Annotated in this window: 29 protein-coding genes and 1 tRNA gene; 12 read left to right on the top strand and 18 right to left on the bottom strand. The window is 52.9% G+C overall.

Going from position 1 to position 26,251, the window contains the following annotated elements:
• Positions 1-6: 6 nt before the first annotated feature.
• Complete coding sequence (locus tag AB1287_RS15195) at positions 7-327, bottom strand: hypothetical protein (RefSeq protein WP_435618300.1); 321 nt, start codon at positions 325-327, stop codon at positions 7-9.
• A gap of 155 nt (positions 328-482) precedes the next feature.
• Between AB1287_RS15195 and AB1287_RS15190 the strand changes: the two genes are divergently transcribed.
• The gene (locus AB1287_RS15190) at positions 483-692 is read left to right on the top strand and encodes a hypothetical protein (RefSeq protein ID WP_435618299.1); all 210 of its coding nucleotides are present in this window, start codon (positions 483-485) and stop codon (positions 690-692) included.
• 518 nt (positions 693-1,210) lie between these two features.
• On the opposite strand, the gene AB1287_RS15185 is transcribed toward AB1287_RS15190, so the two are convergent.
• The 13 genes from AB1287_RS15185 to AB1287_RS15125 form a co-directional block, all read right to left on the bottom strand.
• On the bottom strand, positions 1,211-1,597 hold the full coding sequence (locus tag AB1287_RS15185; RefSeq protein ID WP_435618298.1) for a hypothetical protein: 387 nt from the start codon (positions 1,595-1,597) through the stop codon (positions 1,211-1,213).
• A 488-nt stretch (positions 1,598-2,085) separates the two neighbouring features.
• The gene (locus tag AB1287_RS15180) at positions 2,086-3,066 is read right to left on the bottom strand and encodes a phage integrase (protein ID WP_435618304.1); all 981 of its coding nucleotides are present in this window, start codon (positions 3,064-3,066) and stop codon (positions 2,086-2,088) included.
• A 22-nt stretch (positions 3,067-3,088) separates the two neighbouring features.
• On the bottom strand, positions 3,089-5,755 hold the full coding sequence (locus AB1287_RS15175) for a DUF927 domain-containing protein (protein WP_435618297.1): 2,667 nt from the start codon (positions 5,753-5,755) through the stop codon (positions 3,089-3,091).
• Positions 5,756-5,810: 55 nt separating this feature from the next.
• Positions 5,811-6,176 (bottom strand): hypothetical protein, encoded by a 366-nt coding sequence (locus tag AB1287_RS15170; protein ID WP_435618296.1) that lies wholly within the window; start codon positions 6,174-6,176, stop codon positions 5,811-5,813.
• Between the two features lie 96 nt (positions 6,177-6,272).
• A complete protein-coding gene (locus AB1287_RS15165) occupies positions 6,273-6,461 on the bottom strand; it encodes a hypothetical protein (RefSeq protein ID WP_435618295.1) in 189 nt (62 codons plus the stop codon).
• On the bottom strand, positions 6,454-6,648 hold the full coding sequence (locus tag AB1287_RS15160) for a hypothetical protein (protein ID WP_435618294.1): 195 nt from the start codon (positions 6,646-6,648) through the stop codon (positions 6,454-6,456). The genes AB1287_RS15165 and AB1287_RS15160 overlap by 8 nt, the downstream gene beginning before the upstream one ends.
• Entirely contained in the window at positions 6,641-6,832 is a 192-nt protein-coding gene (locus AB1287_RS15155; protein WP_435618293.1) for a hypothetical protein, read from the bottom strand. Before AB1287_RS15155 ends, AB1287_RS15160 begins: the two co-directional genes overlap by 8 nt.
• Positions 6,825-7,079 carry a hypothetical protein gene (locus AB1287_RS15150; RefSeq protein ID WP_435618292.1) on the bottom strand — a complete coding sequence of 85 codons (255 nt, stop codon included), beginning with the start codon at positions 7,077-7,079 and terminating at the stop codon, positions 6,825-6,827. Before AB1287_RS15150 ends, AB1287_RS15155 begins: the two co-directional genes overlap by 8 nt.
• Entirely contained in the window at positions 7,072-7,671 is a 600-nt protein-coding gene (locus AB1287_RS15145; protein ID WP_435618291.1) for a host cell division inhibitor Icd-like protein, read from the bottom strand. The genes AB1287_RS15150 and AB1287_RS15145 overlap by 8 nt, the downstream gene beginning before the upstream one ends.
• 88 nt (positions 7,672-7,759) lie before the next feature.
• Complete coding sequence (locus tag AB1287_RS15140) at positions 7,760-7,981, bottom strand: helix-turn-helix transcriptional regulator (RefSeq protein WP_435618290.1); 222 nt, start codon at positions 7,979-7,981, stop codon at positions 7,760-7,762.
• A gap of 510 nt (positions 7,982-8,491) precedes the next feature.
• The gene (locus AB1287_RS15135; protein ID WP_435618289.1) at positions 8,492-9,751 is read right to left on the bottom strand and encodes a tyrosine-type recombinase/integrase; all 1,260 of its coding nucleotides are present in this window, start codon (positions 9,749-9,751) and stop codon (positions 8,492-8,494) included.
• A 177-nt stretch (positions 9,752-9,928) separates the two neighbouring features.
• Positions 9,929-10,003, bottom strand: a tRNA-Arg gene (locus tag AB1287_RS15130).
• Between the two features lie 80 nt (positions 10,004-10,083).
• Positions 10,084-11,010 carry a formate/nitrite transporter family protein gene (locus AB1287_RS15125; RefSeq protein ID WP_312625191.1) on the bottom strand — a complete coding sequence of 309 codons (927 nt, stop codon included), beginning with the start codon at positions 11,008-11,010 and terminating at the stop codon, positions 10,084-10,086.
• Positions 11,011-11,177: 167 nt separating this feature from the next.
• Between AB1287_RS15125 and mlaA the strand changes: the two genes are divergently transcribed.
• Entirely contained in the window at positions 11,178-11,933 is a 756-nt protein-coding gene (gene mlaA, locus AB1287_RS15120; protein WP_312625192.1) for a phospholipid-binding lipoprotein MlaA, read from the top strand.
• A gap of 64 nt (positions 11,934-11,997) precedes the next feature.
• On the opposite strand, the gene fadL is transcribed toward mlaA, so the two are convergent.
• On the bottom strand, positions 11,998-13,329 hold the full coding sequence (gene fadL / locus AB1287_RS15115; protein ID WP_312625194.1) for a long-chain fatty acid transporter FadL: 1,332 nt from the start codon (positions 13,327-13,329) through the stop codon (positions 11,998-12,000).
• Between the two features lie 372 nt (positions 13,330-13,701).
• Between fadL and AB1287_RS15110 the strand changes: the two genes are divergently transcribed.
• From AB1287_RS15110 to sixA, 4 genes are all read left to right on the top strand, one after another.
• On the top strand, positions 13,702-13,986 hold the full coding sequence (locus tag AB1287_RS15110) for a YfcZ/YiiS family protein (protein ID WP_435618288.1): 285 nt from the start codon (positions 13,702-13,704) through the stop codon (positions 13,984-13,986).
• A 159-nt stretch (positions 13,987-14,145) separates the two neighbouring features.
• On the top strand, positions 14,146-15,456 hold the full coding sequence (gene fadI / locus AB1287_RS15105; protein ID WP_435618287.1) for an acetyl-CoA C-acyltransferase FadI: 1,311 nt from the start codon (positions 14,146-14,148) through the stop codon (positions 15,454-15,456).
• Positions 15,456-17,603, top strand: a complete 2,148-nt coding sequence (fadJ, locus tag AB1287_RS15100) for a fatty acid oxidation complex subunit alpha FadJ (protein WP_435618286.1) — start codon at positions 15,456-15,458, stop codon at positions 17,601-17,603. Before fadI ends, fadJ begins: the two co-directional genes overlap by 1 nt.
• A 205-nt stretch (positions 17,604-17,808) precedes the next feature.
• Positions 17,809-18,294 (top strand): phosphohistidine phosphatase SixA, encoded by a 486-nt coding sequence (sixA, locus tag AB1287_RS15095; RefSeq protein WP_312625199.1) that lies wholly within the window; start codon positions 17,809-17,811, stop codon positions 18,292-18,294.
• Between the two features lie 83 nt (positions 18,295-18,377).
• Here sixA and smrB read toward each other — a convergent pair whose 3' ends face one another.
• Positions 18,378-18,929, bottom strand: coding sequence for an endonuclease SmrB (smrB, locus tag AB1287_RS15090; RefSeq protein ID WP_435618285.1), 552 nt, complete (start codon positions 18,927-18,929; stop codon positions 18,378-18,380).
• 163 nt (positions 18,930-19,092) lie between these two features.
• On the opposite strand from smrB, the gene prmB reads away from it, so the two are divergent.
• Genes prmB through AB1287_RS15060 form a run of 6 tightly spaced genes read left to right on the top strand, consistent with a single transcriptional unit; the run spans position 19,093 to position 23,623 of the window.
• Positions 19,093-20,025: a 50S ribosomal protein L3 N(5)-glutamine methyltransferase gene (gene prmB, locus AB1287_RS15085; RefSeq protein WP_312625201.1), complete on the top strand. Its 933-nt coding sequence runs from the start codon at positions 19,093-19,095 to the stop codon at positions 20,023-20,025.
• 21 nt (positions 20,026-20,046) lie between these two features.
• On the top strand, positions 20,047-21,132 hold the full coding sequence (gene aroC / locus AB1287_RS15080) for a chorismate synthase (RefSeq protein WP_435618284.1): 1,086 nt from the start codon (positions 20,047-20,049) through the stop codon (positions 21,130-21,132).
• A gap of 24 nt (positions 21,133-21,156) precedes the next feature.
• Positions 21,157-21,981, top strand: a complete 825-nt coding sequence (gene mepA / locus AB1287_RS15075) for a penicillin-insensitive murein endopeptidase (protein WP_312625203.1) — start codon at positions 21,157-21,159, stop codon at positions 21,979-21,981.
• Complete coding sequence (locus AB1287_RS15070) at positions 21,981-22,790, top strand: sulfite exporter TauE/SafE family protein (protein WP_435618283.1); 810 nt, start codon at positions 21,981-21,983, stop codon at positions 22,788-22,790. Before mepA ends, AB1287_RS15070 begins: the two co-directional genes overlap by 1 nt.
• The gene (locus AB1287_RS15065; protein WP_435618282.1) at positions 22,790-23,338 is read left to right on the top strand and encodes an elongation factor P hydroxylase; all 549 of its coding nucleotides are present in this window, start codon (positions 22,790-22,792) and stop codon (positions 23,336-23,338) included. The genes AB1287_RS15070 and AB1287_RS15065 overlap by 1 nt, the downstream gene beginning before the upstream one ends.
• Positions 23,339-23,347: 9 nt before the next feature.
• Positions 23,348-23,623: a YfcL family protein gene (locus tag AB1287_RS15060; protein ID WP_435618281.1), complete on the top strand. Its 276-nt coding sequence runs from the start codon at positions 23,348-23,350 to the stop codon at positions 23,621-23,623.
• Between the two features lie 146 nt (positions 23,624-23,769).
• Here the strand turns inward: AB1287_RS15060 and AB1287_RS15055 are convergent, their stop codons facing one another.
• A complete protein-coding gene (locus AB1287_RS15055) occupies positions 23,770-24,960 on the bottom strand; it encodes a glycoside hydrolase family 88 protein (RefSeq protein ID WP_435618280.1) in 1,191 nt (396 codons plus the stop codon).
• A gap of 9 nt (positions 24,961-24,969) precedes the next feature.
• Positions 24,970-26,250: an oligosaccharide MFS transporter gene (locus AB1287_RS15050; RefSeq protein WP_435618279.1), complete on the bottom strand. Its 1,281-nt coding sequence runs from the start codon at positions 26,248-26,250 to the stop codon at positions 24,970-24,972.
• Position 26,251: the final 1 nt, after the last annotated feature.

The raw sequence follows: 26,251 nt of genomic DNA, 5'->3' as shown, positions 1-26,251 counted from the left end.
GTCATCTTAAATGACTCCGAGGTGTCTGTTAAACCCGTGGCGATTCAGTTCCTGAATTTTTTGAAGCTTCACCATCACTTGCGCTGCTGACAATGCAGCACCATCAGTTTCCGCGCTTTCAACGCCACCGTTCCTGAGCAGTGCAAGCCCCCACTCTCCGGCTGTCTGGCCTGCGTTTGCTTCTGATTCTGATTCTATTTTCCGCTTTGTCTCGCCCAGGTTGGCAAGCACCTTCTCTTCGTCCGAAAGAGACCTATAGGCACGGTCAAATAGTTCTTTCTGCTGCTGGTAACCCGCGAGTAATGCCTGCATGTTGCTTTGTGTCATCGTCCTGCACCTTGTAATTATTGCGATGGGAAAATGATTGCAGGAAAAATAAAGCCAGTCGCATCGTTCAGGTTGTCAGGGGTGTACTACACCCATAAGCATCATTCTGCCCGGGAGGTTTGCGCAGATAATGCAGACAGGCCAAAGGAGGAACCATGCCCACATTACCCAGAAATAACAGGTCGGTACTGAAATCACTGCGGATCCCCAATGAACTGGATCAGTACATAGTGGCGATGAGTAAGAGAAGTGGTGCGAGTTATTGCCGCTGTCTGATCGAACTGGCCGGTGCGGGTCTGCTGGCTAAAGGGATCGGGCGAATAACCATTCCTGAGATCGATTCCTGCCGGAAACATCGAACATAACCCCGCCCAGTCCTTACGGGCGGGTGTATTACACATCCAGCCACACACACTCATAAGGTGCAACTCTGCCCAGAAATCTTTCACGATTTGATCTGACGGGTTGCCACTTCCCTCAAAAAAATTGATGCCTCAACACAAAAAGATGTGATCAACCACCAGATGCAATATAAGCCTCTCAGAGCCACGCTGAGAGGTGTTTTTATTATCCATCTTCCTGCATTCCCCACCTATAAAATGCATCACAGCGAGCCGGAGAATAATCAGGATACGCTATCCTGTCTCACCTCTCAGCGCGCGCTTGTTCCCCCGCCTCGCCCGCACACAAAACCCCCGTCTTTTTGTGCAAACTTGCAGATCACGGCAGGCCGCGCCCCGTCTGGGCTGGAGTGGCAAAAGTACCATCAAAAAAATTGTGCATTACCGTGCAGATTTGTGCGGTGATTTTGCAGTGGGCGTTTTTCACCTCAAAAAGGATAAAACGTCAGTGAAGGGAATGGCGTTCCTTCGCCGTGAAGCTGTCATTGTTCGGGGCTGATACGTAGTGAAATAAGGTCGAAAAGTTCTTCTGCAAGTGTGGGAGCAATGCCATTAGGAACGTCGTGAAACCATGTTACATCACTGCTGGTTTTTACTGACATTGCGCTGCCCGGTGTCTGAACATAAAACCGGTGAAACAGCGAAATAATGTCGTCTGCAAGGCTGTCACCGTCAGCACCGGAAAAAACATCATCCAGATCAGCGGGCAGGTTGATGTAATCATGATGAATATCCGAATTAACAGCTTTCTGGTAAACAGTGACAAAGGGGATCTTCTTTGTCCTGCATTCGTGGAACCAGTTATCCTCAATTTTGCGGCGCTTATCCGCTTTCTGCGTCGATAACGTCAGACAATACTTTCGTGTCATATGGCCTCCTTTTGCCCGCCAGAGATAAGATTCATTTTATATTGATAGCCTTTTACTATCACAAGGCATCATTTTACCCCCTGTTTTGCTGTTTTTATTGCTATATGCCTCCAGACAGTGGGAACACCGGGAACACCGGGAACAACGTTGATATATATAGAGTATTTCTGTTCCCACCGACATTAACCAGTGGGAACAAATATACCAGTCGCATTTTAACTTATTGATTATAAATATGTTCCCACTGTTCCCACTGTTCCCACTGTTCCCACATGGGTGCAGACAGTGGGAACAGAAAAAAGTCTTTTGAATCAATTGTGTTCCCACTGTTCCCAGTGTTCCCACCAAAATATAAGACTCGCGCGATATGCTTTCATTCTGGAAGGGTAAGCCTATCAATGAGCGCCCGGCAGAAATGGCCAGCACGATCACAAATAACCGTGGTGGCCGGTATCGGGCATTGTCGATTCTGGCAATGCTGCAGGTGGTCAGATCGTTATGCCGCCGCAGAGAGGATTAAGCGAGACCGCATGTTGCAGGTAATCGGGGGAAAGATGCGCATAGACCATCGTTTGCTGAATACTGGCATGTCCAAGAATTTGCTGTAATGCGATAATGTTGCCGCCGTTCATCATGAACCAGCTAGCAAACGTGTGACGCAGCACATGCGTTGTCTGTCCACGGGGTAGATCGGGTTTAGCCTGTCTGAGTCGCTCACAAAAGCGTTCATAATCGACGCTGAACAGTGGCCCTGTGTCACAGGTTTTAATCTCTTCCTCAAGTGCTTCCGATACCGGAACCGTCCGCATTTTCCCGTTTTTCGTTTTGAGGAACGTCACGCGCCCGTGATTTACCTGTTCGCCCCGCAGCGTACTGGCTTCACCCCAGCGGGCACCTGTACTCAGGCATAAAAGGGCTACGCGCCGTTCATCACCATCAAGTATTGCCAGCAACCGGCCGATATCTGCTTTGGTAAGGTAGGTCATGGCGACCGGCGCTTCTTTCAGCGGCTCCAGTCCCTTGCAGGGGTTTTCTTTCATGAACTCATCCAGCCGGATGAGCGTGCTGAACATGCCCGACAGGCGGTATATGTCACGGTTGATCGTCGCGGCGCTGATCCCTTCCTCCAGTCGCCGGGCGCGATGCTGTGCAATAAGGCGCTTGTTCAGCCGGTTAACAGCAGGATCGCCCAGCGCCTGAATGGTTTTCACCAGGTGGCGCTTTTCAGTCTCACCGTTTGCCTGCGCCTGCCCGTGCAGCAACCACCAGATATTCAGCAGTTCGCTTAAGGTTCGGCGATCCACGCTGGCACCCAGCCATTCCTTTTTATCGGCGTTCACCAGCACGTAACGTTCGAAAAGTACCGCCTCCTGCTTCCTACCGAACCGCCTGCGAATACGCTTACCGTTTCGTCCGCGTGGATACAGATCGACCTCATACCCGCCGTTGCTGAGTTTCTTAATACTCATGGTAATTTCCCCGTGACAGGCTTTATCCGACAACATCGCTTTTGAACACGTATACCCATTTGGAGCCGATCTCCGGTAGCCGTATCTTTTTCTGGAGACGTTTTTCATCACCGGTATCCAGCCAGCCCGCTTCACTGCATAGCCGGGCTGTTTTGGCTGCATCAGATGTACCGCAGATCTCTTTCCAGCCGCTGGGAAGAACGTAGTATGTGGTTTCGGGTTCTTTGCTGTTATCCCCTTTGATAACCCGGCGAAAGCCCACCATGTTTGCAGGGCGGTTCTTTTCATCTTCTGCCCATTCAGCAAAACGGGTGTACTGGTTACCTGTGATAAACCGCCGTACTTTTTCCAGCGCGTCGGCGTCTTCCTGGTTGGCTGTATGCCCGCGATCCTGTATCCATGCATCAAGGCACTTTCTGGCCGCACTCTCAGCCTCGCCGGGTTCCCATCCGGTTATACCGGCTTCGGTAGCCAGTTCACCGGCGACAGCCAGCAATGCAAAACGGTCAACCACACGACCCACCTGATTACCGGCATTTTCAGGGAGAAGCGTTCGCTCATATTTTTTGCGTAAAGCCCTGGCCCGCTCCGTTACCGCGTTAAGGTTGACGGTCAGCCAGCGCAACCAGTCGCGGAACACCGCGCCATGATATTGCCTGCTTGCCTGCTCAAGATGTTCAGCGAACGCCTTGCCGCCGCTGAATCCGTGCAGTTCTTCAAAGGCACCAAACTGGCCCGTATTGCTGGGGATTTGTACCATCCTGACCCCGACACCTGCACCGGTTCGCCTCTCCCCGGCCTCTGCGGCATGTTCGGATATGGAAACCTCTCCCGTGGAAAGAAACAAAAGCGTCCATTGCGCCTGATCGCGCGGGCTTCCGTCCACTCTTGATCTTGTCTTACCCTGACCGTTACCCAGCATATAGGCGATTCGGCTTGCCTCCTTACCGTCAACTTCGCTGATCTCATCAAGCATAAGTGCGGCATCGTTGCGACGCAGTGCAACCCCCTCCAGCCCGTTACCCGTAGCCCGCCACGTTTTCCAGTAGTCCGGCCCGCCACAGACGGAAGCTGCCACCTTCATTGTGGTGGTTTTACCATCGGTGGATTCACCTTTGAGATGATACCCACCCCCACCAATCCCCAGTAGCGTCAGCAGGGGAGCCGCAAACGCCAGACTGACGCAAAAGACCAGGCGGGAATTTCCGGCGCAGTAGCGACCTACATGCTCGATCCACTCGGGGGTATCACCGCTTACCCTGAAATCATTTTTTGATGACCGCGCGGCCTGAAAAATAACCGAACCGGCTTCTCCACCAATTACCTCGCCATTGAGTACGTAAGAGCCGCTGTACCAGCCTGTTTTCTCCACGCAGGTGACTTTACGCACCGGGCGACAGGTGGCGACGTACTCCATCAACAACCCACGTGCAGTACCATTCACGCTGATAAAATGCAGACCATTTTCAAGCAACACTTCGCGCAGATCCTGCCCCGCTCCTGCAAGTACCGTCATGGGCATGGCCCATTCATGACGGGAGCCGTTGGAATCATCCCACTCCAGCAGACGTCCGAAATTGCCGCCGTCTGCGTCGCAGGTAATGGCAGTCACTTTCAACGGGCTGCAAATCTTAATCCGCTGTGGTTGTCCGCTTTCACCTCCATCATTGCGGGTGCGCTCACACCACAGAAATTCTTTCGACAGCATGAAGCCGGGGGGAAGACGGGTTTCCGTGTCGCCGGGGTTAAACATTTCTTCTGCAAAGGCTTCCCGTGCCCGCTGAATACCAAAATCACGCCGGTAATCGTCCCAGTCTGCTTTTGCTCTGCCCGGGGGAATACTGACCCAGCCTTTTACGGCGAGCGCCGCTTTGATTGCCACTTCCCGCCCTTCATTGGGCTTGCCGTCCATAAAATCATTATCACCGGCAATAATGATCTGCGTTTCAGGCCACTTTTCCCGTACTGCCTCCGCCGCTGCCTTGAGGTTGGTTTTTGACAGTGCCGCCAGCGGCCACGCATCACTGAGCAGCGAAACGGAAACAGCCGTACCGTAGCCCTCTGCAATAACGACTTTTTCGGGCGATCCTTCCGGAAAATCACTCACCGGGATAAAACATCCGGAATATTTAGACCCTTTCATCAGGTTCTTGACGCCATTACCGCTGATAAGCTGTATCCCGGTTATGTTCCCCTGCGTGTTTTTAACCGGCAGCATAAGAGAGCCAGACGGGTATTTTTCACCACCGGCCATCAGTTCTCTGGTTGTCAGTCTGGACGAATGGCCAGCCAGTCCTTTGCCTGCCAGATAGGGACTTTCACCTGTTACCGACTGGCTGAGAAGTGCAGACCAGTTAACCGCCGCAGGCTGTGTTGCAGCTTCTTTTCTGGCGGGGGCAGTCATAGCCGGTGCGGACGGCAGGCATTCAGCCACACGGGCCGCAGCGGGAACGGTATCAATGTCAAAAACCAGCTTCACAATATCAATGCCATCACCATTTCCGCAGCGATTACAGAACCACGTTCCGCGTCCGTCTTTATTATCAAAACGGAAACGATCTTTCCCTCCGCATTTAGGACAGGGGCCATGTTTACCACCCTCCGGAATTTTTATGCCAAGACGCTGAAGAATGTACTCCCATTTACCTGCCGACTGCTTGCTAATTTCTGATACTTTGATATTCTTCATGCCGTAACCTTTTTAAGTAAATTAATTAAGCGCCGCTCACTACGGCGCTTTTGTTTTAATGATCCCCGTCTGTATCTTCTTTATCGACAACACTTCCAGTCCTGCATCCCCGGACTAATTCAAGTCCGCTTTGAATATCATTTTGTGAAAATATCCCGCCCGGTTCATATAAATCAGCCTTGATTGATTTGAGTTCTCCATAGAGGATTGAGAAAAGACTTCCCATTTGCTTTGCAAGGATCATATTGTCAACTTTCATTTCGGCTTTAGCATCAAGAAGTGTTTCAACCATTCCGGTAATATCAATTACTTTTTCGAGGCGATCATTGCTGTCCTCAGAGAACAACCAGCAATAATCACGATTATATGGTTGACGACGGTTAGTCTGTTTTTCATTCACACTTGCATTAATTTGAGACATAAGACCCCCTGACCATTTACGGTCATAAAATCATTAAATTGCTTATCGGTTTATCAGCGTTGAATGCTGAATGATGGCGTGGTTATTTCCAGCACCTTAAGCGCATTTAAAATGCGTTAATCCCTCCCAGCGTAACTGAGCCGTAGCCCGGATTATTGCATCATCGCGATTAAGCGCCTCAACCTTTACCTGTGCGCTGCGCGTATAACCTTTACGCGTCACCGCATAACCGGAAACCTGATAAGATTTATTTCTTTTTACTTTACCACGAAAGATATCAGCCATTTTTCACCTTCCCGACTGTTACGGTGTATTCATTATCATCGGCATATTTTCCGTTACAGGTAATAACATCAGCCATCTTACGGGCCGCTTTCATCGCCTTACCGGATGATTTATATTCCTGCGTGCTCTGATAATTCTGTTTTTCACCCGTAATAACATTACGGCAGGTAATGAACAGTTTATACATTTCCGGCCTCCGCAATTTTCACAATACATTTATGCGTTACGGTGCCGGTGGCATTCTTATGGATATACGCCATTTTCTGCGAGTCTTTCCATGCAGCTTCGCGGGTTTTATAGCGGCCATTGTGAACCAGCTCGCGCCGGTCGCCAGCTTCGTGATTAATCAGGGTGATAAGCAGTTTAAACATGAGCCACCTCACGAGCTGTTATCCGATCTTTTAATTCAGCAATTAAGCGGTTCAACACTTCCCGCCCTTCATCGTTTAAAGCGTCAAGGCCATAATCGTAAGCGGCAAAAATGGCGATCTCCATTTCACGCGAATCAATTTCAACCATGACTTTTGAGCCAGGCTTGATGAAAGCTGGCGGCGCGTAGTGGTTGTCATGAAATGGGTTAAGCGCTGCGGCTTTCTGGTTATCAAGTGGGTTAAACATGGGCCACCTCACGAACCGGCAGACGACCGGCAAAAGAGGCGATAAATTCACGCGCTATAACGCGACGTGCGGCCTGATAGGTTGGGGCTGTAACTTCTTCACGATGTGGACGTGCGGACGCGTCAGAGCGGCGCACAGCGAGAAATAGCCAAATAAACTGGGGATACAATGGGGCTGGGGTTGTCATCATGATGATGATCTCCGATAACAGTTTTAGGCTGTCACCACCGGAGTTCTCACGCTCATAAATGGTGGTGACACTGACAGGGGTGAGAATACCGGCGTTATCGGAAACCGGCCAGCCCGAAAGCTGCCCTGCCAGCGCCACCATTGATACTGTGCGGATCTGTGCCGCTGAATACGGGGGTACTGGTTTTGCGACAATAAAAAAGACGCTGTTGGCGTCTGATGTCGCCGATAACTGACTCGGGTTCTCACGCCCGGCTACCCATTGAGGGGCAACGATAAGACGATACGACAGTATGTTACGGGACGTCAAGAGACAGTGATAAATATTTTTTCTTCCGTCTTTTGCTGCTTTAAGCAAAAGCAGAAAACGTATATAATTTATTTGTTCCGGTAAGTAGAGCATTGTCGGATTCCTGTTAAGATATTAATTCAGTAAAACGCCTCGTTCGGCAAAACGCAGGCGTTTTTTTATTGCCTGTAAATATAAAGAATTAGTTTTGAAATCGCTGTTTTTTCTTTTCCTCTATCCATTCGGCAATTTCTTGTTCAACCCATGCGACTGAGCGTGGCCCGGTTTTAATTGCTTTGGGAAAGAGATTTACTTTCATATCTTCATAAATGCGTGTTCTTGATTTTCCTGTTATTTCAATGACTTTTGGAAGTCTAATTAATTTCTGTGTCTTATTTTCATTGGATGGGGTTGTTAAAGACATATCGGCCACCTGTACAAGTTAACTATTCATTCTTTTGCAACTCATCGAGGATCATATGAGATCTTACGGTGATTTACGGGACATGGAAATCATAATCAAAGAGAAGATATTTTGTAAAATGGCTTGTTTTATGGGGTTGTTGACATTTCTGGAAAATGCTGAAATTAAAAAATTAACACAATATACGCCGCCATAAGCGGCTATAAGCAGCCGAACTGAGAAATAGTGAATTATAGTGGATCGCTATGTAATTCAATGTGTTTTTAAAATGTCCATGGGTTTGTATTGAGGCGGGGATATTTTATTTATAAACGTGACATGCATCAATAAACTGATGTCTGAAAATGAATAATAACCATGATATTGATTCTTTTAGAGAATAAAAATTTCAATGAGTCAGTAAATCAGTGGGTTAGACATGAAAGACACTTAGTGTCTTTCATGCGCTTTATCTATTTGTTTTACATATGAAAAAATCAGGTGTGTCTACATATTGACTACACCTAATGGTCACTTTTTCAAAGGCCATTTAAATTTATAGGGGGGGATATAAACTGCCAGACAGGCGTCAAGGTAGTCTGCCCACCATTGCAACATCAGGCGTCGTTCTTCCATATGTTCGGCTTGATGCACATATGCAGCTCTGACGGAATTTCTTTCCTGGTGGCTCATCTGGCGCTCAACTGCTTCTCTTGACCACTTCCCCGATTCCGTGAGGGCTGCACAGGCCATAGCGCGGAAACCATGCCCGCAAACGTCTGCTTGGGTGTTATATCCCATGTTACGCAAAGCTTTATTTATCGTATTCTCACTCATTGGCTTTGACTGATAGTGATCGCCAGGGAAAACGAATATCTCGTCACCTGAAATTACCTTTATTGCTTTTAGAGTTTCAATTGCTTGCGTGGCAAGAGGAACTGTATGAGGCGTTTTCATCTTTGCGCCGCGATATGAGAATCTTACATTTTTAATTTCTTCACGTTGAGCGGGAATAACCCACTGCGATTTATCAAAATCTATTTCATTCCATCGGGCAAAACGAAGTTCACTTGAGCGAATGAAAATTAACAAGTTAAGTCTTACAGCTAATTGAGTTAATAGCCTACCATGTGAATGAGCGTGATAATTACCTATTTTATCTAATAACTCAGGTAAGCGTTCAAGAGGAAGGGCTGGGCGGTGCTTTGTTTTATTTGTTTCTAAAGCTCCATCTAATTCTTGTGCTGGGTTGTATTTGATGATTCCGCTTTGTACAGCATAACGCATGATCGCATTCATGCGCTGTTTGATACGTGAGGCGGTTTCCAAAATTCCTTTATCCTCCATTTTTCTGAGAGGTATTAATAAATCCTGAATTGTTATTTCATTAACTGCCCTTTTACCTATTTCAGGGAATATATGATTTTCCAAGTCTTTGAGGACTTTTTTAGCGTGTGGCTCACTCCAACCACGTTTCCTGGTATGCCACTCTCTGGAAATTTCCTCAAATGAGGTTATTTTTGGCTTTATGGTATGCAAGGGATCAATCCCTTTGGATAACTCAAGCAAATACGTGTCTCTGGCGCTTCTGGCCTCTGCCAGTGTCATGGTTGGATAGATGCCTAAAGCCCGCGTTGTTTCTTTGTTGTTAATCACTTTACGAAAGCGCCAGTACTTCGATCCGTTGGGATAGACAGCGAGGTATAGCCCGTTACCATCGCTCAGTTTCTTAATCTTATTGTTGGTTTGATCAGGTTTGGCATTTCGTACCGTGAGATCTGTTAGCTTCATTCAATAGCCCTCTATGACGGGTACAAATATATATCGAACCGATTATACCCGTTTTTGTACCCGCGACAACGTGGGCTTTAGCCGTTTTTAATGGGTGCTTTTGGGATGGTAATTTATGGTTAACTTAATGAATATTGGTGATTTTTGGTATTTGATGGGATGTTGCGGAAGGCGTCTTGGTGTCCCCTGCAGGAATCGAACCTGCAACTAGCCCTTAGGAGGGGCTCGTTATATCCATTTAACTAAGGGGACGAAGCGGCAAGAGTATAGCGTTTTTTGGCAGCCAGGTTAAGCACATAGCCGACTGACTGCTCAAAGTGTCGCCGCCGCCTTTATTTTTTCTCTGCGTTCTCTTGCTGCTTCGCTTTGGCTTTAGCCTCTGCTTTTTGCTTGTTGCTCATGTCGTTACGGATTTGAGCATGGCTGAGCAAGGCGAAAATAAAGGTGCCGCCGCAGATGTTGCCGGCAAGCGTCGGCAGGGCGAAGGGCCAGAAGAAGTCGTGCCAGTGCAGGCTGCCGCTAAAGACCAGATAGAGGATCTCTACCGTGCCCACGACGATGTGGGTAGTGTCGCCGAGGGCAATAAGCCAGGTCATCAGAATAATGACCACGATTTTAGCCGCACCGGCGGAGGGAAACATCCAGACCATGGTGGCAATCAGCCAGCCGGAGATGATGGCGTTGGCGAACATCTCCGCAGGCGTGTTTTTCATCACGTCCATGCCGATTTTGGTGAAGGCATCGCGGGTAGGTTCGTCAAAAATAGGCATGTATTCGAAGGCCCAGGCAGCAATACCGGTGCCGATAAGATTACCGAGCAGCACCACGCCCCATAAGCGCATCAGCAGGCCGACATTACCCGGCGTCGGGTTTTGCATGACCGGGAGCACCGCCGTGACGGTGTTCTCTGTGAAGAGCTGCTGGCGTGCCATTATCACAATCACAAAACCGAAGGTGTAGCCTAAGTTTTCAAGCAGAAATCCCCCTGGGACGCCCTCAAGCTGAACGTGAAAAATACCTTTGCCCAGCAGCGATGCACCCATCGAAAGCCCGGCGGCAATGGCAGACCACAACAGTGCCATCGCGTCGCGCTCCATCTCTTTTTCACCTTCCTGGCGAATATGTTCGTGAATCGCCATCGCCCTTGAGGGAAGACGGTCCTCATCCACTTCTATCTCTTCTCCGCGGTTTTTCTCGTCGCTCTCAACTTCCAGCTCTTCCGTATGGCGGTTGATTTTTTCATCTTCGTGCTTGTCCATCCGGCTTAACCTTCGTCTGTTTACCTGCGATAAAGCGTAGCGGGTTTTAGTGACCGGGACCTCGCGATAAACTCTTAATTTCGGCTTATGCCATGAATAGCGATACGTCTGTTTCAAAATATGTATAAAATCAGTAAAAGCAGTGATTTCTTTACAGGGAGACATTTATGAATTTTCGCCTGTCTGCGCTTGCGCTAAGCGCAACGCTGCTGGTGGGATGTGCCAGCACGGGTGACCAGTCGCAAGGTCGTTCCGATCCGTTTGAAGGCTTCAACCGTACGATGTACGACTTCAACTTCAACGTGCTGGATCCTTACGTTCTGCGCCCCGTGGCGGTTGCATGGCGCGACTACGTGCCACAGCCAGCGCGTAACGGCATCGGCAACTTTACCGGCAACCTTGAAGAGCCTGCGATCATGGTGAACATGTTCCTGCAGGGCGATCCGTATCAGGGGATGGTGCACTTCACCCGTTTCTTCCTGAATACCCTGTTGGGGATGGGTGGTTTTATTGACGTCGCCGGGATGGCAAACCCGAAACTGCAGCGGGTGCAGCCTCACCGCTTCGGCAGTACGCTGGGGCATTATGGCGTGGGTTATGGCCCTTATTTGCAGCTACCGTTCTACGGCAGCTTTACGCTGCGTGACGAAGGCGGCGATCAGGCTGACACGCTCTATCCGGTGCTCTCATGGCTGACCTGGCCGATGTCTATCGGTAAATGGGCGGTGGAAGGTATTGAAACGCGTGCGCAGTTGCTGGATTCCGATGGCCTTCTGCGTCAGTCTTCAGACCCGTACATTATGGTGCGTGAAGCCTACTTCCAGCAGCATGATTTCATCGCTAACGGCGGGAAGCTCAGCACGGAAGAGAACCCGAACGCGAAGGCGATCGAGGGCGATCTGAAGGACATCGACTCACAGTAATCGATGTCACAAAGAAAAAAGGTGAGCGCGGAGCTCACCTTTTTTTATGTCTGATAAGAGATTATCAGAAGCGGTAGTTGAAGTTGGAACCGAACAGCCACGCTTTACCGTCAGAGCGGAATTTGTACGGGCCTTCTTCGATGGTCACGTTCTGACCATGCATGTAAGAAGCGCCAACGTCGATGGAAGCATCCTGGTTAAACGCATAGGTTGCCCCTGCGCTCAGCCACAGGCGGTCCTGATCCGGGATGGAGATAGAGCGATGATCGGCCGGAACCGGGCTGTCATCAAACGCGATACCGGTACGGAAGGTCCAGTTGTCGTCGTAGTAGTAAGTAGTACCCAGCGCCAGACGCCATGCGTCCTTGAAGCTCTCATCTTTATAGAACAGCGTCTGACCGTTCGAACCGTTCGCTTTCAACTCCTGGAACTGGCTCCAGCTGGTGTAGGTCGCGCTGTAGTGGATAGCCCACTGCGGTGCCACTTTGTTATAACCGGACAGCTCCCACATTTCCGGCAGGTTCAGGGTCAGAGAACCATCGACGGTACGACCGTCGGTGCCCGCTGGCAGGCCGAAGTTGCCGAGGATCTGGTTATAGGCAGACGGCAGGTCGCTCTTGTATTCACCTTTGTCGAAGTCCACTTTGACTTCAGAACGGTAGGTGAAGCCGTAACGGTTATTTTTGTCCAGTTCATACAGGATACCGGCGTTCCAGCCGAAGCCCCAGTCGTCACCCTTCAGGCGAGCAATCTGAGTATCCGCTGGGATCTGCGCGACAGCACCAGCCAACTGCGGGTTAGAGTTCAGCGCACCAGAACCAGCAACAATCTGGCCCAGGTCACCTGCATAACGCTCAATTTTCGCCTTAGCATATACAGCATCAAAGCCGAGGCCGAAGCTCCATGCGCTGTTGAGGCGATATGCCGCACTCAGGTTCAGGTTCGCGGTGGTCAGATCGGTTTTACCGCCCACGCTTCCCGCCGCGTAGTCGCTGTTGTATTCAGTTGCCAGGCCATAGTTAGAGGTGACGGATGCACCGAAACCAAATTGATCGTTAACAGGCATGACAAAGTGTAAGTTAGGTACCCAGGCAGATGGCGCGATGTTATCGGCGCTGGTGCTCTTGCCTGTCGGGGATTTACCGGTGATGTTGACATCCGGATCAATGTACACGCCACCGATAGACATCTGTGGGCGGTCATACATCATGATCAGCGCCGGGTTACGGCTGGCGTTGCCTGGATCGTCGGCGATAGCGCCTTCACCAGAATACGCACGCCCTAAGCCGGAGGCTGAGAATTCATTTAACTGGAAGCCTGCGGACCAGGCCTGGGAGGAAACAAGTGCCACTGCAACTGCGAGAGCAGATTTTGTAAAGCGGGTTTTTTGGCTCATGACCATAACCTCAATTGAGTTATTTTTATGCAAAATTTGTTACATGCCGTAACAGAAGCGCGAAGTGTAGGGTCTGTGTTACGTCAGAGAAATCAGACCAGTGCCGAGAGTATAGGTCTGACCAGACGGAATGTTGCAAGTTTGTTTATAAGTTTTTTCATGTGTGATCTAAGAAACATGATCCATCTGGCAAAATTGCCGCCAGAAAGGTTCACCTGAGAAGGGGATTTTTGTTTTAGATCATTTTTAATTGTGATTTAGGTCACTTAAGGCCGCGGAAAGTAATATCGACTGGAGACGCCAGGGGCTGGGGCGTAAAATAAAAGCATTGTTTATCTGGCACCCTGAGTGCGAATACAGAGGAAATCTACGATGAGTAAATGCAGTGCTGATGAAACCCCGGTTTGCTGCTGTATGGATGTTGGTACCATCATGGACAACACCGACTGCACCGCTTCTTACAGCCGCGTTTTCGCTAACCGTGCTGAAGCCGAAGAAACTCTGGCGGCGCTTAGCGAAAGAGCACGCGGTGTGGAATCCGATCCATGCAAAATCACTTCTACTTTTAAAGAAGTTGAAGATGGCGTGCAGCTGGATATCGATTTCGTGTTCTGCTGCGAAGCGGAAACCCTGATTTTCCAGCTCGGTCTGCGTTAATCCCTTCTTTAAAACGGCCCTGTTGAACAGGGCCGTTTTCTTTTTTATCTCAATGTGTTTTGGCTCTCACTTTTTGGCTTCCCCCATTGGCTGGATGTAAAAAATTAGTTAAGACTGTTATCAGGTCAGACCACTTTTTTACATTATCAGGGGAAGGTTATGAGTCAGGCATTATCGCTTGTCACCCGTCAGGGCGATCGCATTGCCATTGTCAGCGGGCTACGCACGCCTTTTGCACGCCAGGCGACGGCATTCCACGGCATTCCGGCGGTCGATCTCGGTAAAATGGTTGTGGGTGAACTGTTGGCTCGCAGCGAAATTCCCCCCGAAGTTATCGAACAGCTGGTTTTCGGCCAGGTGGTGCAGATGCCTGAAGCGCCCAACATTGCCCGCGAAATCGTGCTCGGCACCGGCATGAGCGTTCATACCGACGCCTATAGCGTAAGTCGTGCCTGCGCCACCAGTTTCCAGGCTGTCGCCAACGTGGCGGAAAGTTTGATGGCTGGCACCATTCGCGCCGGGATCGCCGGCGGGGCAGACTCTTCTTCTGTATTGCCGATAGGCGTCAGCAAAACGCTGGCCCGCACGCTTGTTGATGCCAACAAGGCGCGTACGCTCGGGCAAAAACTTAAACTCTTCTCCCGCCTGCGGCTGAAAGACCTGGCTCCGGTACCGCCAGCCGTTGCCGAGTATTCCACCGGGCTGCGCATGGGCGATACCGCCGAGCAAATGGCGAAAACCTGGGGGATCACCCGCGAGCAGCAGGATGCGCTGGCGCATCGATCGCATATGTATGCCGCCAAAGCCTGGGAAGAGGGCAAGCTCGCGGATGAAGTCATGACGGCCTACGCGCCGCCGTTTCGCGAGCCGCTGGAAAAAGATAACAACATTCGTGGCAACTCCACGATTGCGGACTACGCCAAACTGCGCCCGGCATTTGACCGCAAGCACGGCACGGTAACCGCTGCTAACAGCACGCCGCTCACCGATGGTGCTGCCGCCGTGATTCTGATGACGGAGTCCCGCGCTAAAGAGCTTGGCCTCAAGCCTCTGGGCTATTTGCGCAGTTACGCGTTTACCGCGATTGACGTCTGGCAGGACATGCTGCTGGGCCCGGCGTGGTCGACGCCGCTTGCGCTCGAGCGAGCAGGGCTGACGATGGCGGATTTAACCCTCTTTGATATGCATGAAGCCTTTGCCGCACAAACCCTGGCGAACGTCCAGCTCATGGCGAGCGAACGTTTTGCCCGCGACGTGCTGGGCCGTAGCCATGCGACGGGCGAGATCGACGACAGCAAATTTAACGTGCTTGGCGGCTCGATTGCCTACGGGCATCCTTTTGCCGCTACGGGCGCGCGCATGATCACCCAAACGCTGAACGAGCTCCGCCGTCGCGGCGGTGGCTTTGGCCTTGTCACCGCCTGTGCGGCCGGTGGACTTGGTGCGGCGATGGTTCTGGAGGCCGAATAATGGAAACGACATCCGCATTTACCCTGACCGAACGCCTCGATAACGTCGCAGTTATCACTATTGATGTGCCCGGCGAGAAGATGAATACCCTGAAGGCGGAGTTTGGCGTTCAGGTGCGGGCTATTCTCAAACGGATTCGTGAGAACAAAGCCCTGCGCGGCGTCGTGTTCATCTCTGCCAAACCCGACAACTTTGTTGCCGGTGCGGACATCAATATGATTGCCGGTTGTCAAACCGCTCAGGAAGCCGAAGCGCTGGCGCGTCAGGGCCAGCAGATCATGGCGGAAATTCATGCGCTGCCGGTCCCGGTTGTGGCGGCCATTCACGGAGCATGCCTCGGCGGCGGGCTGGAGCTGGCGTTAGCCTGCCACAGCCGCATCTGTAGTGATGATGCGAAAACGGTGCTGGGGCTGCCGGAAGTACAGCTTGGTTTGCTGCCAGGCTCTGGCGGCACGCAGCGGTTGCCCCGTCTGGTGGGGATTAGCACCGCGCTGGATATGATCCTGACCGGGAAGCAGCTTCGTGCCCGACAGGCGTGGAAAGCCGGGCTGGTGGATGACGTTGTTCCGCACTCGATTCTGCTGGAAGCCGCCGTTGAGCTGGCAAAACAGGAGCGCCCTGCAAGCCGTCGTTTGCCGGTTCGCGAGCGCATTCTGGCTGGGCCCGTCGCCCGCAGCCTGGTGTTTAACATGGCGGCGAAGAAGACCGAAGAGAAAACGCATGGAAACTACCCGGCTACCTCACGCATCCTGAGCGTGCTGGAAACGGGACTCGCCCATGGCAGCAGCAGCGGCTATGAAGCGGAAGCCAGAGCCTTTGGTGAACTGGCGATGACGCCGCAGTCAAAAGCGCTGCGTTCGATTTTCTTTGCCAGTACGGAAGTGAAAAAGGATCCCGGTGCGGATGCTGAACCTCATCCGCTGCATTCAGCTGCCGTGCTGGGCGGGGGGCTGATGGGCGGCGGGATTGCCTTTGTCACCGCCAGCAAAGCGAAGCTGCCGGTGCGCATCAAAGACATTAATGCTAAGGGGATCAATCACGCCCTGAAGTACAGCTGGGAATTGCTTGATAAAAAGGTGCGTCGCCGCCATATCAGATCCAGTGAACGAGACAGCCAGATGGCATTGATCTCAGGCACGACCGACTATCGCGGTTTTGCGCAACGTGACGTGGTAATTGAGGCCGTTTTTGAGGATTTATCCCTCAAGCAGCAAATGGTGGCGGACGTTGAAGCGAACTTTGCGCCTCATACGATTTTTGCCTCCAATACCTCGTCGCTGCCGATTGGTGATATCGCCGCGCAGGCACAGCGCCCGGAGCAGGTGATTGGCCTTCACTTCTTCAGCCCGGTAGAAAAAATGCCGCTGGTGGAGGTTATCCCCCACGCCGGAACGTCTGAGACGACGATTGCCACTACGGTCAAACTGGCGAAACAGCTGGGCAAAACGCCGGTAGTGGTCGCCGATAAAGCCGGGTTTTACGTCAATCGCATTCTGGCTCCTTATATTAATGAAGCAATGCGGTTGCTGACCGAAGGCGAATCCATCGACAGGATTGACGGCGCGCTGACGAAATTTGGCTTCCCGGTAGGGCCAATCCAACTTTTGGATGAGGTCGGGATTGATACCGGGACTAAAATTATTCCTGTACTGGAAAGTGCTTACGGAGATCGTTTTAGCGCACCTGCAAATATCATCAGCGCAATTTTGAACGACGATCGCAAAGGCAGAAAAAATGGTCGCGGTTTCTATCTTTACGGCGCGAAAGGGCGTAAAAGCAAAAAACAGCCTGACCCTGCAATTTATACGCTTATTGGCAGCGGGCAGAAAGGGCAGCTTTCCGGGCAGCAGATTGCCGAACGCTGCGTGATGATGATGCTCAATGAAGCGGCACGCTGCTTCGATGAGCAGGTGGTTCGTAGCGCACGTGATGGCGACATCGGTGCCGTGTTTGGTATTGGATTCCCGCCGTTTTTAGGCGGCCCGTTCCGCTATATGGATAGTCTCGGCGCGGGAGAAGTCGTGGCGATTCTGCAACGCCTGGCTGCCCAGTATGGGCCACGGTTTACGCCGTGCGATGCATTAACAAGGATGGCAGAAAAGGGCCTGGCCTTTTGGCCCATAAATGAAACTGAGACGTTAAGTTGAGGTCAAATAAAGGTAAATCCTGACGATGGATTACGCTGCTGAGTGGCTATTTTGTAAACAAAGATTGACTATACTTACGCCATTGAGGTAAAAAACAGCGTTTCATTCATCGAATGGATCAGGCACAATGCCCGGCCATCGGGTAAACAGCGTGTTTTGACGTATGTTTTACTTCGGTGCTTCTGGTTAACAAAAGCGGTGCAATATGCAAGTTTTTATCATGCGTCACGGCGACGCTGCCCTGGATGCAGCCAGCGATTCGGTTCGTCCCCTCACCACCTGTGGGTGCGATGAATCCCGTCAAATGGCAACCTGGCTGAAAGGTCAAAAAGTGGATATTGAGCGCGTTCTGGTCAGCCCGTTCTTACGAGCCGAACAAACGCTGAACGTGGTGGGGGAGTGCATGAACCTGCCAAAAGAGATCGATGTCCTGCCGGAACTCACGCCTTGCGGCGATGTGGGCCTGGTCAGCGCGTATTTGCAGGCGCTGGCGAATGAAGGTGTGGCCTCTGCGCTGGTGGTTTCTCACCTGCCGCTGGTCGGTTACCTGGTCTCCGAACTCTGCCCGGGCGAAGCGCCGCCGATGTTCTCCACATCCGCGATTGCCAACGTCACGCTGGATGCCAGCGGGCAAGGTCAGTTCAACTGGCAAATGAGCCCCTGCAATCTGAAAATGGCGAAAGCTATGTGAGATATATTGCAGGCCCGGCAAACGTAGTGACGGGCACTTCAGTATCAAAATACGAAAGGCGGGGAAATGCTCCCGCCTTTTTGTCAGGGCAACTCTGGCGGCTGCCACTCTTCCACTTCTATCAACACCAGCAATGCGGCATCTCCGCCGTACTCTTTTGGTGCCTGATGAAACGCCATTACGTGTGGGTGCTGCGCCAGCCACAATGGCGTCTGCTGCTTAAGAATGTGCTTTCCGTGGCCGTGCATGACGCAGGCACAAAACACATGTTCACGACGGCAGGCGGCAATCAGCGCGCCCAGTTCCTGCTTAGCCTGCATTTGGGTCAGGCCGTGCAAATCGAGAAAAAGCTCCGGGGAGTAATCACCACGGCGTAGCTTTTTCGCCTCAAAATGGCTGACGTCGGCGCGTACGTATTTCATCGCGCCTTCGGTATTCAGCAGCGGCTGAAATTCATCTGAAAAATAGTGGCTGTTATCGGCCTGTTCCTGAAGCAGACGCTTGACCGGCACTTCGTTAATTTTTTTACGCGTTGGGCGATGGACTATGGTGTCCTGCTCGATCTGGCGGGTGCCTGTCATCAGCTGGCGGAACAGCGTCTGATCCTCTTCGCTGAGTGAGGTTTTCTTCTTCATCGTCTCTTCTCATTTTCGCTTTGCGACAGTTTACCCGACTCTCTGCGCTTACGGGCAGCGAAAACGCATATTTCCCCTGGCCTGCGATGCAAGAATGCTGATTTATCGGCGTCTTCGTGGCAAACTAGCCGCCGAATTTACGCGTCATGCCCTGGAGGGGAAAGTGGATAAGATTTTTGTCGATGAAGCAGTCAATGAGCTGCATACCATTCAGGATATGTTGCGCTGGTCCGTCAGCCGTTTCAGCGCGGCGGGCATCTGGTACGGTCACGGTACGGATAATCCGTGGGATGAGGCCGTCCAGCTTGTACTGCCGTCGCTTTATCTGCCGCTGGATATTCCGGAAGACATGCGCACCGCGCGTCTGACCTCCAGCGAAAAGCATCGTATCGTTGAACGCGTGATCCGCCGCGTGAACGAGCGCATTCCGGTCGCCTATCTGACCAACAAAGCCTGGTTCTGCGGTCACGAATTTTTCGTGGATGAGCGCGTGCTGGTGCCACGTTCGCCAATTGGCGAACTGATTAACAACCGCTTCGCGGGCCTGATTGCCCGTCAGCCAGAGCATATTCTGGATATGTGCACCGGTAGCGGCTGTATCGCAATTGCATGCGCCTACGCTTTCCCTGAAGCAGAAGTGGATGGGGTAGATATCTCCCCGGATGCGCTGGCCGTGGCCGAGCACAATATCGAAGAACACGGGCTGATTCATCACGTCACGCCGATTCGTTCCGACCTCTTCCGCGACCTGCCAAAAGTGCAGTACGACCTGATCGTGACCAACCCACCGTACGTCGATGCCGAAGACATGGCCGACCTGCCAAACGAATATCGTCATGAGCCGGAACTTGGGCTTGCCTCCGGCTCCGATGGGCTGAAGCTGACGCGCCGCATTCTCGGCAACGCCCCGGACTACCTGAGCGACGACGGCATTCTGATTTGTGAAGTCGGTAACAGCATGGTACACCTGATGGAGCAGTATCCTGACGTGCCGTTCACCTGGCTTGAGTTCGACAACGGCGGTGACGGCGTCTTTATGCTCACCAAAGCGCAGCTCCTGGCTGCCCGCGAACACTTCAGCATCTATAAAGATTAATTACAATTCGATGGAGCCGTGATGGCAGGAAACACAATTGGACAACTCTTTCGCGTAACCACCTTCGGCGAATCCCACGGTGTGGCCCTCGGCTGCATCGTGGACGGCGTGCCGCCGGGCATTCCCCTGACGGAAGCCGATCTCCAGCACGACCTCGACCGTCGTCGCCCGGGGACCTCGCGCTACACCACGCAGCGCCGCGAGCCGGATCAGGTGAAAATTCTTTCGGGCGTATTTGAAGGCGTCACGACCGGTACCAGCATCGGCCTGTTGATTGAGAACACCGATCAGCGCTCTCAGGACTACAGCGCTATCAAAGACGTTTTCCGTCCGGGCCACGCCGACTATACCTACGAACAAAAATATGGCCTGCGCGACTACCGCGGCGGTGGGCGTTCATCTGCCCGCGAAACCGCGATGCGCGTGGCGGCAGGTGCCATTGCCAAGAAATACCTGGCCGAGAATTTCGGTATCGTTATTCGCGGCTGTATGACCCAGATGGGCGATATTCCGCTGGAAATCAAAGACTGGAGTCAGGTCGAGCAGAACCCGTTCTTCTGTCCGGATCCCGATAAAATCGAAGCGCTTGACGAACTGATGCGTGGCCTGAAGAAAGAAGGCGATTCGATTGGCGCGAAAATTACCGTTGTGGCTGATGGCGTACCGCCAGGCCTCGGCGAGCCGGTATTCGACCGCCTCGATGCAGACATCGCCCACGCGCTGATGAGCATCAATGCGGTGAAAGGCGTGGAAATTGGTGATGGCTTCGGCGTTGTCAGCCTGCGCGGCAGCGAAAACCGTGATGAAATCACCAAAGCCGGTTTCCAGAGCAACCATGCCGGTGGCGTGCTTGGCGGCATCAGCAGCGGGCAGCAAATCATCGCCCACATGGCGCTGAAGCCCACATCGAGTATTACCGTGCCGGGCAAGACCATTAACCGCGCCGGTGAAGAAGTCGAAATGATCACTAAAGGTCGTCACGATCCCTGCGTAGGGATCCGGGCGGTGCCGATCGCCGAAGCGATGCTGGCGATCGTGCTGATGGACCATCTGCTGCGCCAGCGTGCGCAGAATGCGGATGTGACCACCACGCTTCCTCGCTGGTAATACACTCCAGGGATATGCGGGAAAATGAAAAAAACCGTTATCGCGTTGCTGGCGCTGCTTGCCAGTAGCGCCTCTTTCGCCGCCACGCCGTGGCAGAAGATCAAAGAGCCGATTCCCGGCACGGCGCAGTCGATTGGCGCATTTGCCAACGGCTGCATCGTCGGCGCGAATCCGCTGCCGCTTCAGTCTGATAACTATCAGGTGATGCGCACCGATCAGCGCCGCTACTTTGGTCATCCGGATCTTATCCAGTTCATTCAGCGTCTGAGCCGTCAGGTTCACAACGCAGGTATGGGCACGTTGCTGATTGGCGATATGGGCATGCCGGCAGGTGGGCGCTTTAACGGTGGTCACGCCAGCCACCAGTCAGGTCTGGACGTCGACATTTTCCTCCAGCTGCCGCAAACGCGCTGGACGTCTTCACAGTTGTTAAAGCCACAGGCGCTGGATTTAGTGTCAGCAGATGGCAAACGCGTGGTGCCGTCACTTTGGTCGCCGCAAATCAGCAGCCTGATCAAGCTCGCAGCGAAAGATGATTCCGTAACACGCATTTTCGTGAACCCGGCTATCAAGCAGCAGCTTTGCCTCGATGCGGGCACGGATCGCGACTGGCTGCGTAAGGTGCGTCCGTGGTTCCAGCACCGTGCGCACATGCACGTGCGTCTGCGCTGCCCGGCGGGAAGCCTGGAGTGTCAGGAGCAGGCGCCACCTCCGGCAGGTGACGGCTGCGGTGCCGAACTGCAAAGCTGGTTCGAGCCGCCTAAGCCTGGGTCAACCAAACCTGAGAAGAAGACGCCGCCGCCGTTGCCGCCTTCCTGTCAGGCGCTACTGGATGAACACGTTCTCTGATGGAATTTTTTAGCGATTTCTTTATGGTGTCGCCGCTGCTTCTGGCGGCCCTGTTTTTTATTGCGCTGCTGGCCGGGTTTATTGACGCCCTGGCGGGCGGCGGCGGTCTGCTGACCATCCCGGCGCTGCTGGCGGTGGGCATGTCGCCCGCTAACGCGCTGGCAACCAATAAGCTACAGGCCTGCGGCGGATCGCTGTCGTCCTCGCTCTATTTTATTCGCCGTAAGGTGGTCAATCTGGCCGATCAGAAGCTCAATATTCTGATGACCTTTATCGGCTCAATGAGCGGTGCGCTGCTGGTGCAGCACGTTCAGTCGGACGTCCTGCGCCAGATCCTGCCGCTGCTGATTATCGGTATTGGTCTCTATTTTCTGCTGATGCCAAAGCTGGGTGAAGAAGACCGCCAGCGTCGTCTGCATGGCCTGCCGTTCGCGCTGGTTACCGGAGGCTGCGTCGGCTTTTACGACGGCTTCTTTGGTCCGGGGGCCGGATCGTTTTATGCGCTGGCGTTTGTTACGCTCGCCGGGTTTAACCTCGCCAAATCTACCGCGCATGCCAAAGTACTGAACGCCACCTCCAACGTTGGTGGCCTGCTGCTGTTTATCCTCGGTGGTAAGGTCATTTGGGGTGCTGGTTTTGTGATGATGGCCGGACAATTTTTAGGTGCGCGAATGGGATCGCGACTGGTGCTCAGCAAAGGACAGCAGCTGATCCGGCCGATGATCGTTATCGTCTCGGCGGTGATGAGCGCTAAACTTCTCTATGACAGTCACGGAGCGGAGATCCTCCAGTGGTTGGGAATTCACTGATGCAACAAGAACACCATTTTCAGCAGCTGATCGACATTTTTAACGGCTGCTTTGCTGACGATTTTAATACCCGTCTGATTTCAGGCGAGGATGAACCGATCTATCTTCCCGCAGATGATGACGTGCCGTACAACCGCATCGTCTTTGCCCACGGCTTTTATGCCAGCGCGCTGCATGAGATTTCGCACTGGTGCATCGCGGGTGCCGAACGCCGCAAGCTGGTGGATTTTGGTTACTGGTACTGCCCGGACGGGCGCGATGCCAAAACGCAAAGCCAGTTTGAAGACGTGGAAGTGAAGCCGCAGGCGTTCGACTGGCTGTTTTGCGCGGCGGCGGGTTTCCCGTTCAACGTCAGCTGCGACAACCTCGAAGGCGATTTTGAGCCCGACCGCATCGTGTTCCAGCGTCGGGTGCATGCGCAGGTAATGACGTATCTGAAGGAAGGGATCCCGGCACGTCCGGCGCGCTTCATCGCAGCTTTACAGAATTATTATCAAACGCCGACGTTAACGGCGGACCACTTCCCCTGGCCGGAAGATCTAAATTGAGGAAAGAAGATGATCGCAGAATTTGAATCGCGCATTCTGGCGTTAATTGATGACATGGTTGAGCACGCCAGCGACGACGAGCTGTTTGCCAGCGGCTACCTGCGCGGCCACCTGACGCTCGCCGTTGCCGAGCTGGAAGCGGGTGACGATCACTCTGCGCAGGCGGTGTATGAGCAAGTCTCCCATAGCCTGGAAAAGGCCATTCAGGCCGGAGAGCTGAATCCGCGCGATCAGGCACTGGTGCTTGGCATGTGGGACACGCTGTTCCAGAAAGCGAAAGTTTAATGGTTTAGTTGGGAGTGAGGATCGCTGCGGTCTGATCCCCTCACCCCGACCCTCTCCCTTTGGGAGAGGGAGCAAACACTAAAAAAGGTACCCGAAAGGGCACCTTTTTGCTTTCACCTTTCGCCACCCGGCAATATCTCCCCGGATTACCAATACAGCGGCCAGACCTGGCGCAATCGAACTAAAGCTTCCAGATAGAAATAATCTCCCCAGCTACAGCACTGATCCACGCCTTTTCCGCTGCCCATATGGTACACCGAGTGCTTCAGCAGTCCTTCAGTGGCATCGTCTTCACGCGCCAGATAGTTATCCGTGAGTGATTTTACGATCTTCAGCGCCATCTCTTCATAATGAGCCCGGTGCGGATCCAGCGTTGGCAGGGCTTTCACCAGCTCCAGCAACCCGCAGATGGCAATGGCGGCGGCGGAGCTGTCGCGCACCGCGTCGGTGCCGAGCAGGGCTAAATCCCAATGGCAAACTTCGTCTTCCGGCAGGCGGTTGAGGAAGTAGTGTGCGAGGCTGCGGGAAAGCTCAACCATGCTTTCATCGCCGGTGTGCAGGTAGCTCAGCAGGAAGCCGTAGATGCCCCATGCCTGACCGCGCGACCAGCAGGAGGTATCGCTGTAGCCCTGATGAGTATTGCCGAAACGTGGTTCGCCGGTCACGACATCCATATAATACGTGTGGTACGTCGAAGCATCCGGACGCACGATGTAGCGTGCAGCCTGCTTCACGTGGGCCGTTGCCGCTTCTGCGTAGCGGGCGTCACCCGTTTGCTCGCTCGCCCAGTAGAGCAGCGGCAGGTTCATGTTGCAGTCGATAATCATTCGGCCCTGCTGCTCCGGGTCGTTGAGATCGCCCCAGGCCTGAATGATTTTTGCCGTCGGGTTAAAGCGCTCCATCAGCGTATCTGCGGCCTTCAGCGCTGCCCGGCGTGCGATGTCGTTATCCGTCAGTCGCCACGCGGCTACGCAGGAGAGCGAATAAAGAAAGCCCAGATCGTGTGTGGCCGTATCAATGCGCTTTTCAATGCGTTCGTAGAAGGAGGGCAGAGTGCGTTCGGCTGCCTCGCGAAAACGAACCTCGCCGGTCATCTCCCACGCCAGCCACAGCTGTCCGGTCCAGAAGCTGGTGGTCCACTCTACGTTCTTTGTGCGGGGCCAGATGCCTTTTTCACAGGCTTCCCCCGGGAAGCTGTCGCCAAACCTGGCAATGTTGGTATCCAGCTTCTTCGTAATACGCGTTAATGCAGCGTCAAGACTTTGCCGCAGCGCCTGGCGGTCAATGGCATACAGCTCGACGGGGCGCAGCGGCTCGGTAACAACGGAACGGGTCATAACGTCTCCTTAATGACTTTTGGCAGGGGCAATGGATACCGCATTCAGCGTCTGTTCGTCCTCAGGATGAGGATCGCGGGCAGAGCGGCAGCGGGAAAGCGTAAGGGTGGAAATCAGAGTGAAGAACAGGGCACAGCAGCCCATCATCAGGTAGGTATGCTCGAAGCCGATTTTCGCATACAGATAGCCCGCGGGCGGCGCGACGACCACAGAACCGACGTAAATCATCGCCTGATAGCCCAGCAGGTACATGGTTGCATTCACCTTTTTATGGAAATGCTCGGCGATGTACTTGAAGACCGAAATCAGCAGCAGCGCGATCTCCATACCGTACAGCGGTTTGATGATGGAGATCATCACCGGATCGGTCGTCAGACCGGAGGCGATCAGGCGTGCGCCCACCACACAGCCGCACAGCAGCAGGCCTTTCTTCGCGCCGTAATGGTTCACCAGCACTGGAATGAACATCATCATCACGAACTCGGTGCCGGACTGAATCATGCTGAGGTAGCCGTACCAGGCGTTCCCCTGCTCTTTAGTGGCGAAGAAGGAGACGAAGTAGCGCGGGAACTGCTGCTCGGCGACAAACATCATCCACGCCACGCCCGCCACATACAGGCTGAACATCCAGAATTTGCGGTTCTTCAGCAGTAAAACCACGTCGCTGAAGACGATTTTATTGGCGGAAATCACGTTGTTGGAGCGCAACTGCTCATCGCCAATTTTCAGGCTGATTAATACCAGCAGCATCAGTACCGAGGTGGCGCTGCTGACGAGGAAATTCGCCAGCGGCGTGAGGTTAAACAGCACCCCGGAAACGGAGGCAGCCAGCGCCCAGCCGAGCGATCCCCACATTCTCACGCGGCCAAACTCCACGCCGTAAAGGCGGCTGAAGCGATCGGCATAGGATTCGGATGCCGCCACGCCCGCATACCAGCCGAGGCTCAGGTACAGCGCACCAATAATGATGCCCATGGTGGTGTGACTCAGCAGCAGCGGCTGATAAACAAAGATAAAGAATGGCGCCATCAGCGCAGAGACGGCACAGACAAAATAGAGTAGCCATTTGCTCATGCCGATTTTATCCATGATGTAGCCGTAAACCGGCTTCATGATCACCGCAAACACGCCGTTGATGGCAAAGACGCTGCCGATAGTGATGCTATCGAGTCCGACCTTCTGGCTCAGCCACAGGGCGTAAAGCCCGAAGCTGGAGGACCAGGTGAAGAAGTAGAGGAAAATAAAGGTGCTCATTTTCACTTGCGCGCTGCGCGGGGTTGTTGCGTTCATC

Origin of the sequence: Scandinavium sp. UTDF21-P1B (assembly GCF_040750395.1) — a bacterium.
Classification (GTDB): domain Bacteria; phylum Pseudomonadota; class Gammaproteobacteria; order Enterobacterales; family Enterobacteriaceae; genus Scandinavium.
Note: the sequence above shows the minus strand (reverse complement) of the source record. Positions and strands in the feature narration are given on the sequence as shown.